The following is a 9,780-nucleotide window of genomic DNA, read 5'->3' on the forward strand; positions in this document are numbered from 1 at the left end:
CAGCGCGGGCGGCGACGACTACGTCACCAAGCCGTTCAGCCTGGAGGAGGTCGTGGTCCGCCTGCGCGGCCTGCTCCGCCGCGCCCCGCCCCCCCCCCCCCCCCCCCCCCCCCCCCCCCCCCGCGGCGGCCCCCGCCCCCCCCCCCCCCCCCCCCCCCCCCCCCCCGCGTTCCCGCGGTGGTGCCGGGTCAGGTGGGCTCGGGGCCCAGGGCCTTGATCTGGGCGAAGCCCAGGCCCTCCCGGTTGAGCTCCTGGGCGGTCTTCCGGTCGATGCCGAGGGCTGCCAGCTGGGTGTACTCGGACTCGGTCAGCGGCAGCGCCGGGGCGGAGGGGTAGGTGCCGAAGCCGTCGGTGGAGAAGTCGGTGTCGTCCTCGAAGCCGCTGCCCCCGTCCATCGCGGCCAGCATGTCCTGGAGCTTGTCCAGGCCGAGGTCGACGGCGCCGGTCGGGGCGGTGACGGCCTCGCCCCCGCCGGAGATGCCGATCCGCAGCGGGAGGTGGGTGGCCCAGTCGTCCTGGTCCGCGAACTGGGCCAGGTCGAAGGTGATCGCCTGGGCCCGGCCGTCCTTGAGCTGCACGTCGGCGTGGAAGTTCCGGTTCGGCACGCCGTCGAGCGCCCGGTCGCCGGGGAAGTTCCGCTCCGAGTAGCCGGGGAGGTCCTCGGCGACCTTGGTGAACGACTTGTACAGGCTCTTGACCAGCGGACGGGCGGGCGCGGACACCCGGATCACGTCGGTGTCGCCGGTCTTGCCGAGGTCCTTCAGCGTGACGTTGTCGGAGAGCGCGCCCTTCACCGAGTCGCAGAAGTGCTGCAGCACGGACGGGTCGAGCCCGGGCGCGCCCGCGTTGGCCCCCGCGCCGGGTCCGGCGCCCGACATCTGCCCGGACAGCTCCTTGAAGTCGTCCAGGCCGACCGAGACCCACTTGCCGTTGACCAGGTCCTTGAGCGGGGCGGCCTCGGCCGGGAGGTCCTCCAGGTTCCGGTCGATCTCGCCCGGGTCCTCGCCGGCCAGTTCGGCGATGCCGCGGACGTCGGCCTTGACGTACGCCTTGTCGCCGACGATGCGGACGTCGGCGTAGTTCTTGCCGTTCTTCTTGCTGTTCAGCGCGTAGCCGACCGCGGCGCCCTCGGTGCCGCCTCCGGCCTCGCCCGCGGCGCTGCAGCCGGAGTTGAAGCCCTTGAGGTCCTTGAGCGGCTTGTCGTAGCTGACCGCGACGGAGATCGACAGGTCGGAGAGGAGGTCGGCCTCCTTCTTCTCGATCGGCGAGTCGACCGCCTCGCCGAAGGCGACCAGGTCGGCGGAGCTGGCGTCGAGCGAGAGGTCGACCCGGATCGTCCGGGAGTCACCGAGCTTGTCGAACGCGCCGCTGAGCTTCTCGCCGGCGTCGAGCTGCTTGACGGTGCTGCAGGCGACGAGACCGCCGCCGAGGAGGGCCGCCCCGGCGGCGACGGCTATCCCTGCGCGGACGGAGCGACGGATGACGGTGTTGATGGCTTGGCTCCTGCTACTGGAGACGGTTCGGGCCCGGTCGGCCCTGCCGCGGAGGCAAGCTCAGCACAACGACGCGTCCCCCCGCACGCAAATATTTTTACCATCCGTTGAGGACACTCCCAGGAAGCCCCCCACCTCCGTGCCCGAACCGTATCCGGCGCGTGTCCGCCGCGCGGCCCGGCGCCTGAGGGCGCGTCAGACGGCGCTCCCGGCGACCCAGTCCGACCAGCTCATGTTCCAGCCGTTCAGGCCGTTGGCCGGACTGACCGTCCGGTCGCCGGAGTTGATCACCTCGACCACGTCGCCGATCATCGAGCTCGCGTAGAACTTCGCCGCGTCGGTGCTCGGGTCGTTGCCGCCCTGCACGTCCTGCAGCGCGATGCAGCCGTGGCTGGTGTTGTCGTTGCCGAACTGCGAGGCGGGCGACCAGTAGTTGCCGTGGATGAAGGTGCCCGAGGTGGTCAGCCGCTGGGCGTGCGGCACGTCCGGGATGTCGTACTCGCTGCCCAGGCCGACCGTGCTGGAGTTCATCCGGGTCTGCTGGTACTTCTCCGAGATCACCAGCTTGCCGCCCCAGGTGCGGTGGTCGGGCGCGCCGCCGATCACCGGGTAGGTCGCGGTGACCTCGCCGTCGGTGCGGACCGTCAGGGTGTCGGCGGTCAGGTCGGCGGTGGAGACCTGGCTGCGGCCGACGGTGAAGGTGACGTCCTTGGACTGCGTCCCGTACACGCCCTTGGCCCCGGCCACGTCCTTGAGCCGCAGCTTGAGGGTGACCTTGGTGCCCTTCGCCCAGTACTCCCGCGGGCGGAAGTCGAGCCGGGTGGAGTCGAACCAGTGGCCGACGACCTCCACCGGCGGGTCGGCGACCACGGTGATCGCCTGCTGGACGGCCTTGCGGTCGGTGATCGCCTTGTTGAAGTTGATCGACACCGGCATGCCGACGCCGACGGTGGTGCCGTCCTCGGGGGTGAAGTAGCCGACGAAGGTGTTGGCCGGGGAGGCGGTGGAGAAGCTCGCGTTGGCGTCGGCCGGCCGCTGGTCGCCGTCCACGGCGGAGGCGGCGACGGTGTACTGGGTGCCGCTGGAGAGCTTGGCGGTGGAGGTCCAGCTGGCCTTGTCGGCGGAGAGCTGTCCGGCTATCGCCTTCCCGGTGCCGTCGGTGACGGTCACCGAGACCAGGGTGCCGTCCTGCACGGTGACGGTGACCGGCTGGGTGAACGGCGCGGCGGTGGTGCCGTCGGCGGGCGTGACGGTGATCTGCGCGACCGAGGCCTTGGGGCTGGTGGACGGGCTGGCGGAGGCCTCGCCCCCGGCCGGGGCCGAGCCGGAGCCGCCCGTGGCGGCGGGCTTCCCGCCGCCGTCGCCCGAGCAGGCCGCGAGCAGCAGCACGGGAGCGCCCAGCAGCCCGGAGAGCACGCCGCGCCGGCTCCAGTCGCCGCCGCGCGGCCGGTCCTGCTTCTCCGCTGCGGTCACGTCCACGCTCCTCGTCCCAAGATCACTCATTTATGTGCAGATCGTACGAGAGTACCCAAGTGACCCGCAGAACGGACAAAAGCCCGGTCCGGGGGTACCGGACCGGGCTCGCGGGGGGCGGGAGGGGGCGTCACTGCACCTCGTACTCGTCCCAGCTCTCGTCGTCGGGGTCGTACTCGGTGCCGGCGGACTCCCAGGTCGCGGAGGCGAGCTCCACCCCGGGGATGTCGCCGAGCAGCGAGACCGGGTCGACGAAGTGGGCGAGCGAACCGGTCGGGTCCACCTCGATCGCCTCGACGGCCTGGGTCCGCTCGTCGTCCTCCAGGTACTCGTCCGCGGCGACCTGGGTGAGCGCGGCGGCCTTCAGGGCCCCCTCGTCGGTGATCTCGGCGATCAGCTCGATGGTGAGGCGAACGTAGCGCGGTGCGTCCTGCTCGGGCAGGTCGGTGCTGGTCATGACAGCGAGCCTAGGCCCTCGCACACCCTTCCGGGAAAGCGGCCGCTCCCGGAGCCGGGTCCCCGGGTCCGGACACGAGGGAGGGCCGGCCCGGGCGAACCCGGACCGGCCCTGCCTCCTCCGCTCGGACTCCCCCACCCGGGAGCTCGCGGAGCCGCGCCTCGCGGCGCGATATCTGCCGTGGGAACCGCCGCACCCTGATGAACAGGGGCGGGACGACGGCGCCTCCCACGGACCGGACACGGTGGGCCGGGTCAGGGCCGACCGGTCGTGTCCTTGGTGACCCCGGAGGCTGGGGAGCCGCTCCCTTCCTCCGTTGTCACCGCTCTCGGCTTCTTGCCGTGCTTCAAAGATGCCCTGCCCGTGTTAACCGGGTGATGCGCAGTTGTGACGTCCGAGTACCAACTGTCCCGGCCGCCGCCTTTCACCCGGACGGCGCACGCCCCCGGCGCGGAAGGGCCGCTGAGGAGCCGTCAGTGACCGGCCCGGGCGGTCAGGAACGCCAGCAGGTCCTGCCTGGTCACGATGCCCTGCGGCTTGCCCTCGACCAGCACCACCACCGCGTCGGCCTTCTCCAGCACCGCCATCAGGTTGGTCACCGACTCGCCCGAACCCACCACCGGCAGCGGCTTCGACATCACCTTGTCCAGGGTGTCGGTCAGCTGGATCCGCCCGTTGAACAGGCCCTCCAGCAGCTCGCGCTCCACCACCGAGCCGACCACCTCGCCGGCCATGATGTCCGGGTGCCCGGCGCCCTGGGAGACCACCGGCATCTGCGAGACCCCGAAGTCCCGCAGCACCCGGATCGCCTCGGCGACCGTCTCGTTGGGGTGCATGTGCACGAACTGCGGGATGCCCTCGTGCTCGATCGCGTCCTTGCGGGCCAGCACCTCGCCGATGTGCGCCTCGTCGGTGGCGGCGGGCAGGAAGCCGTAGTCCGCCATCCAGTCGTCGTTGAAGATCTTCGACAGGTAGCCGCGGCCGCCGTCCGGCAGCAGCACCACCACCACGTCGTCCGGCCCCAGCTCGCGCGCCACCTCCAGCGCCGCCACCACGGCCATCCCGCAGGAGCCGCCGACCAGCAGGCCCTCCTCCTTGGCCAGCCGCCGGGTCATCTGGAACGAGTCCTTGTCCGAGACCGCCACGATCCGGTCCGCGACCTGCCGGTCGTACGCGGTCGGCCAGAAGTCCTCGCCGACGCCCTCCACCAGGTACGGCCGCCCGGTCCCGCCCGAGTACACCGACCCCTCCGGGTCCGCCCCGATCACCTGCACCTTCCCGCCGGAGACCTCCTTCAGGTAGTTGCCCGTCCCGGAGATCGTCCCGCCGGTGCCGACGCCCGCCACGAAGTGGGTGATCCGCCCCTCGGTCTGCGCCCACAGCTCCGGGCCGGTCGAGTGGTAGTGCGAGGCCGGGTTCTCCGGGTTGGAGTACTGGTCCGGCTTCCACGCGTTCGGGGTCTCCCGGACCAGCCGGTCCGAGACGTTGTAGTACGAGTCCGGGTGCTCGGGCGCGACCGCGGTCGGACAGACCACCACCTCGGCCCCGTACGCCCGCAACGTGTTGATCTTGTCCGTCGACACCTTGTCCGGGCAGACGAAGATGCACTTGTAGCCCTTCTGCTGGGCCACGATCGCCAGCCCCACCCCGGTGTTGCCGCTGGTGGGCTCGACGATCGTCCCACCGGGCTTGAGCGCGCCGGAAGCCTCCGCCGCCTCGATCATCCGCATCGCGATCCGGTCCTTCACCGAACCGCCCGGATTGAAGTACTCGACCTTGGCCAGCACGGTGGCGCTGATTCCCTCGGCGACCTTGTTGAGCTTCACCAACGGGGTGTCGCCGACCAGCTCGATGATCGAATTGTGGTACCGCACGGGGGTCCTCCCGGTCCGTGGCATCACTGATTTACCCGAAACCCCCACCCTAGGCCCCACCCGGCACGACACCCCCACGGCGGAGCCGGGAACCCCCCGCCCTCCCGCCCGCGGAGCACCGCACGCGGCGCCCCCGCCCCCCGGGTCCGGCGGGTGGGTGGTTCTGGGCGGGCGAGCCGGTACGGCGGGGTGCGCGGGGGGTACGAGTGGGAGTACCGGTGTGCGGAGTGGAGAGGGGGGCCGATGGCCGGCTCGCAGGCGTCGAGGGCCCGGGTGGCGCGGCGGATCGCCACGGCGGCGGCGTACGGGGGTGGTGGACTGGGGCTGCTGGGGGTGGGGCTGGCGGGGGTGCTGCTGACGGAGAGCCGGATGGCGATCCGGGCGATCGGGGTGCTGGAGGGCGATCCGCCGCGGGCGGACGGCGTGTACGGCGAGGGGTTCACCGATCCGGCGGACCGGCGGCGGCCGCTGGTGCTGGCGTTCCTGGGCGACTCGACGGCGGCGGGCCTGGGGGTGCAGCGGGCGCAGGAGACGCCGGGCGCGCTGCTGGCCTCGGGGCTGGCCTCGGTCGCGGAGCGCCGGGTCCGGTTGGTGAACGTGGCGAAGTCGGGGGCCCGCTCCTCGGACCTGGCCCGGCAGCTGGCGCTGGTGTCGGCGCTGCCGCACCGCCCCGACGTCGCGGTGGTGATGATCGGCGCGAACGACGTGACCCGGCACGCCCCGGCGGCCCGCAGCGTGCGGGAGCTGGGCGAGGCGGTGGGCGCGCTGGTCTCGACGGGGTGCCACGTGGTGGTGGGCACGTGTCCCGACCTGGGGACGATCAAGCCGGTGCGGCCGCCGCTGCGGTGGGTGGCGCGGCGGTTGAGCCGGCAGCTCGCGGCGGCGCAGACGATCGCGGTGGTGGAGGCGGGCGGGCGGACGGTCTCGTTGGGTTCGCTGCTGGGCCCGGAGTTCGCGACGCGCCCGGAGCTGTTCGCCGCGGACCGCTACCACCCGTCGGCGCAGGGGTACGCGACGGCGTCGATGGCGTTGCTGCCCTCGTTGTGCGCGGCGCTGGGGCTGTGGCCGCAGGAGTCGCCGGAGGCGGGTGGCGCGGTGGAGCCGCAGGCGGTGCTGCCGGTGGCGGTGGCGGCCGCCGCCGCGGCGGGCCGTTCGGGCACGGAGGTGACGGCGGCGGGCCCGGCGAACGGCACCTGGCGCTGGGCGACGCTGAAGCAGCGCTTCCGCCTGGCCCTCCCGCACGGCGCGGACGCGGAGCCGGGCGCCGCGCCGGCCGGGGCGCCGGGCGCGGCGCCGACCGGGGCGGGCACGGCGGAGCTGGCGGGCGGCGGCCTGCGGGCGATCACGTCGGCGAACTCACATCCGGAGGCGGATGACGCCGGAGCTACCAAGCGGTAACTTTCCCCGGAGATCCACCGGATCGCACCCCGAGGTCACTCAGCGAGGAGCCCGCCATGCCCGAAGCCGTCATCGTCAGCGCCGCCCGTTCGCCGATCGGCCGGGCGTTCAAGGGTTCGCTGAAGGACCTCCGCCCGGACGACCTGACCGCGCAGGTCATCGGCGCCGCGCTGGCGAAGGTCCCGCAGCTGGACCCGCGGCAGATCGACGACCTGATGCTGGGCTGCGGCCTGCCGGGCGGCGAGCAGGGCCACAACCTGGCCCGGATCGTGGCCGTCCAGATGGGCATGGACTACCTGCCGGGCGCGACGATCACCCGCTACTGCTCCTCCTCCCTGCAGACGACCCGGATGGCGCTGCACGCGATCAAGGCGGGCGAGGGCGACGTCTTCGTCTCGGCGGGCGTCGAGACCGTCTCCCGCTCGGTCAACGGCACCTCGGACGGCATGCCGGGCACCACGAACCCGCTGTTCGACGAGGCGCAGGCGCGCACCAAGCACCGCGCCGAGACCGGTGGCGGCGAGTGGCACGACCCGCGCGAGGACGGCCTGCTGCCGGACGCGTACATCGCGATGGGGCAGACCGCGGAGAACCTGGCGGCGCTGAAGGGGATCACCCGGGCCGAGCAGGACGAGTTCGGCGTGCGCTCGCAGAACCTGGCGGAGGCGGCGATCGCGGCCGGTTTCTGGCAGCGCGAGATCACCCCGGTGACGCTGCCGGACGGCACGGTGGTGAGCGCGGACGACGGCCCGCGCGCGGGCGTGACGGTGGAGGGGGTCTCCGGACTGAAGCCGGTGTTCCGCCCCGACGGCACCGTTACGGCTGGTAACTGCTGCCCGCTGAACGACGGCGCGGCCGCGCTGGTGGTCATGTCGGACACCAAGGCGCGCGAGCTGGGCATCACGCCGCTGGCCCGGGTGGTGTCCACCGGCGTCTCCGCGCTCTCCCCGGAGATCATGGGCTACGGCCCGGTGGAGGCCTCGAAGCAGGCGCTGCGGCGGGCCGGTCTGTCGATCGGCGACATCGACCTGGTGGAGATCAACGAGGCGTTCGCGGCCCAGGTCATCCCGTCCTACCGGGACCTCGGCGTGGACCTGGACCGGCTGAACGTGAACGGCGGCGCGATCGCGGTCGGGCACCCGTTCGGCATGACCGGCGCCCGGATCACCACCACGCTGATCAACTCCCTCCAGTGGCACGACAAGCAGTTCGGCCTGGAGACCATGTGCGTGGGCGGCGGGCAGGGCATGGCGATGGTGATCGAGCGCCTGAGCTGACCCGGACGGGCCGATGTGGCGTGCGTCTCATCCATTCGGAGTGACGCTGCGTGATTGAGGGCCGGATCACACCGAGGGTGTGATCCGGCCCGTTTTTCGTCCTTCCGGGACCGAATGATCGACGCACTGGATTGGATCAACTCCGCAGCGTAGAAAGGTATTACCTAACAATTTGAGGACAAGTAGGAAAGTCACAGACAAATCCGACATCAGCCACTGCAGTAACGGCCGCCGATACGGCAGTGTGGAGGCGTAACCCCGTTCCGCTCCTCGTTGGGAGTACGTTCCGTGAGCGCCGTCTACCTCCCCCTGCTGCTGGTACTGATCGCCCTGACCACCGCCGTCCTGCTCCACCTCCGCGCGCTGGCACGGAAGTTGGGCGAGCGGCAGCCCGCCCCGCAGCTGGACGAGGCACTGATACGCCGCGCCGTCGCGGAGGCGCTGGCCGCCGACCGCGAGCGGGAGATCACCGAGGCCCGGGCGTTCTGGGCCGAGCAGGAGGCGCGCGCCGCCGAGGACTCCCCGCTGTTCGACACCCCCTTCACCACCATCGGCGAGGACTGGCCGATCTTCTTCCCGCGCCCGACCGGCCCGCAGGACGCCGCCGACAACAACGGCGTGATGGACCCGGAGTTCGGCGAGGCACTGCGCCACGCGCTGGAGGACCTGATCAAGGACGACCCGGCGGACGGCACCCCGACCGGCGGCGCCCGGGCCGGGCACCCCGCGCAGGGGCACCCCGCGCAGGGCGGCGGCCTGCCCGTCCCCGGCGACAACGGCGACGTGAAGGCCCGCCGGGAGGCCGACCTGCTGGCCACCGGCCTGGAGGCCGGACTGCTGGACGCCGAGACCGAGCCCGCGGCCGCGCCCGACCCGCGCCGCCACCCCTCGCACCCCGACTTCGTGCCCAGCCCGACCCCGTCCCGCGAGTGGACCGACGACCGGCTGGCCGCGCTCGCCGAGGAGCGGATCGCGCTGACCGACGTCCGCCCCGGCCCGCTCGGCACCCTGGACGTGTACGCCTTCGCCGACGGCACCACGCTGTGCGTCGCGCCCGGCGACCGGGAGGCCGCGTACCGGCTGATCGACGCCGTCCGGGCCGGTGAGGACGTCCGGCTGCTCGGCGGGTCCCGGTTCTCCGGCTCGTACTCGCTGACCTTCTCCACCGACGACGAGACCGTCTACGTGCTCGCCGACCGGGTGGTCGCCTCGATCTGACGGCCGCCCGCCCGCGCCCGCACCGACGGGGCGCCGACCGCCCGGCAAGGGGTTGCCCGGGCCGGCTCGGCGCCCCGTTCCCGTCCGGCCGGTTGACGCCCCGTCAGGCGGTGGCCCGGTCGGTGGCCTCGACGTCGGCGAGCGCGGCGGCCAGCACGTCCGGGTGCCCGTCGCCCGCGGCGAGCGCCAGGTCGTGCCCGGTGACGGCGAGTTGGTCGCCCACCGCGAAGGCCCCGCAGTCCGGCACCTCCAGCGCGGGCAGCCCCTCCAGGGCCCGCCCGGCGTCCGCCAGCCGCCGGGCCAGCGCCAGCACCGCGGCGGCCCGCGACGGGTGCCCGGGGACGGCGCCCAGCAGGCGGCTCTGCGGCATCGCCCGGAAGCGGTCGGCGAGCCGGTCGACGGCGGCGGTCAGCCGCGCGGCGGCGGCGGGGAGTTGCTCGGACATGGCCCCGAGCCTAGGCCCTCCCGGGAACGCGGCGGGGGGGGGGGGGGGGGTTAACCGGGGGGCCCCCCCGGAACGACACGGGGGGGGGGGGGTGGGGCGGGCGGGCCTGGGGGGGGTGCGGGGGGGGGCGGAGGTCTTGGCCCCC

General features: G+C 73.2%; 9 protein-coding genes and 1 pseudogene. 5 read left to right on the plus strand and 5 right to left on the minus strand.

Annotated features, from left to right (window positions below):
• Positions 1-85: pseudogene (locus ACFY00_RS37705) on the plus strand (DNA-binding response regulator); the annotation flags it as partial.
• Between the two features lie 103 nt (positions 86-188).
• Here the strand turns inward: ACFY00_RS37705 and ACFY00_RS37710 are convergent.
• Positions 189-818 carry a hypothetical protein gene (locus ACFY00_RS37710; protein ID WP_388038676.1) on the minus strand — a complete coding sequence of 210 codons (630 nt, stop codon included), beginning with the start codon at positions 816-818 and terminating at the stop codon, positions 189-191.
• Here ACFY00_RS37710 and ACFY00_RS37715 point away from each other — a divergent pair.
• Positions 807-1,604, plus strand: coding sequence for a hypothetical protein (locus ACFY00_RS37715; RefSeq protein WP_388038679.1), 798 nt, complete (start codon positions 807-809; stop codon positions 1,602-1,604). The genes ACFY00_RS37710 and ACFY00_RS37715 overlap by 12 nt on opposite strands.
• A gap of 84 nt (positions 1,605-1,688) precedes the next feature.
• On the opposite strand, the gene ACFY00_RS37720 is transcribed toward ACFY00_RS37715, so the two are convergent.
• The 3 genes from ACFY00_RS37720 to ACFY00_RS37730 all read right to left on the minus strand — a co-directional run bounded on the left by ACFY00_RS37720 (position 1,689) and on the right by ACFY00_RS37730 (position 5,297).
• Positions 1,689-2,972, minus strand: a complete 1,284-nt coding sequence (locus ACFY00_RS37720) for an Ig-like domain-containing protein (protein ID WP_388038682.1) — start codon at positions 2,970-2,972, stop codon at positions 1,689-1,691.
• A 124-nt stretch (positions 2,973-3,096) separates the two neighbouring features.
• Positions 3,097-3,423, minus strand: a complete 327-nt coding sequence (locus ACFY00_RS37725) for a hypothetical protein (RefSeq protein ID WP_388038685.1) — start codon at positions 3,421-3,423, stop codon at positions 3,097-3,099.
• Positions 3,424-3,896: 473 nt separating this feature from the next.
• Positions 3,897-5,297 (minus strand): cystathionine beta-synthase, encoded by a 1,401-nt coding sequence (locus tag ACFY00_RS37730; protein WP_388038687.1) that lies wholly within the window; start codon positions 5,295-5,297, stop codon positions 3,897-3,899.
• Positions 5,298-5,540: 243 nt separating this feature from the next.
• Here ACFY00_RS37730 and ACFY00_RS37735 point away from each other — a divergent pair, with 243 nt between their 5' ends.
• The 3 genes from ACFY00_RS37735 to ACFY00_RS37745 all read left to right on the plus strand — a co-directional run bounded on the left by ACFY00_RS37735 (position 5,541) and on the right by ACFY00_RS37745 (position 9,190).
• Positions 5,541-6,695, plus strand: a complete 1,155-nt coding sequence (locus ACFY00_RS37735) for an SGNH/GDSL hydrolase family protein (protein WP_388038690.1) — start codon at positions 5,541-5,543, stop codon at positions 6,693-6,695.
• Positions 6,696-6,751: 56 nt separating this feature from the next.
• The gene (locus ACFY00_RS37740; RefSeq protein ID WP_388038693.1) at positions 6,752-7,972 is read left to right on the plus strand and encodes an acetyl-CoA C-acetyltransferase; all 1,221 of its coding nucleotides are present in this window, start codon (positions 6,752-6,754) and stop codon (positions 7,970-7,972) included.
• Positions 7,973-8,260: 288 nt separating this feature from the next.
• A complete protein-coding gene (locus ACFY00_RS37745; protein ID WP_388038696.1) occupies positions 8,261-9,190 on the plus strand; it encodes a hypothetical protein in 930 nt (309 codons plus the stop codon).
• Positions 9,191-9,293: 103 nt separating this feature from the next.
• Here the strand turns inward: ACFY00_RS37745 and ACFY00_RS37750 are convergent, their stop codons facing one another.
• Positions 9,294-9,635, minus strand: coding sequence for a hypothetical protein (locus ACFY00_RS37750; protein WP_388038699.1), 342 nt, complete (start codon positions 9,633-9,635; stop codon positions 9,294-9,296).
• Positions 9,636-9,780 lie beyond the last annotated feature (145 nt).

The sequence above is a fragment of the Kitasatospora sp. NPDC001540 genome (assembly GCF_042894345.1).
GTDB lineage: Bacteria > Actinomycetota > Actinomycetes > Streptomycetales > Streptomycetaceae > Kitasatospora > Kitasatospora phosalacinea_C.

Excerpts from the sequence above, each read along its gene's own strand:
- ACFY00_RS37725 (WP_388038685.1), bottom strand. The coding sequence starts at position 3,423 with ATGACCAGCACCGACCTGCCCGAGCAGGACGCACCGCGCTACGTTCGC.
- ACFY00_RS37735 (WP_388038690.1), top strand. The coding sequence starts at position 5,541 with ATGGCCGGCTCGCAGGCGTCGAGGGCCCGGGTGGCGCGGCGGATCGCC.
- ACFY00_RS37740 (WP_388038693.1), top strand. The coding sequence starts at position 6,752 with ATGCCCGAAGCCGTCATCGTCAGCGCCGCCCGTTCGCCGATCGGCCGG.
- ACFY00_RS37750 (WP_388038699.1), bottom strand. The coding sequence starts at position 9,635 with ATGTCCGAGCAACTCCCCGCCGCCGCCGCGCGGCTGACCGCCGCCGTC.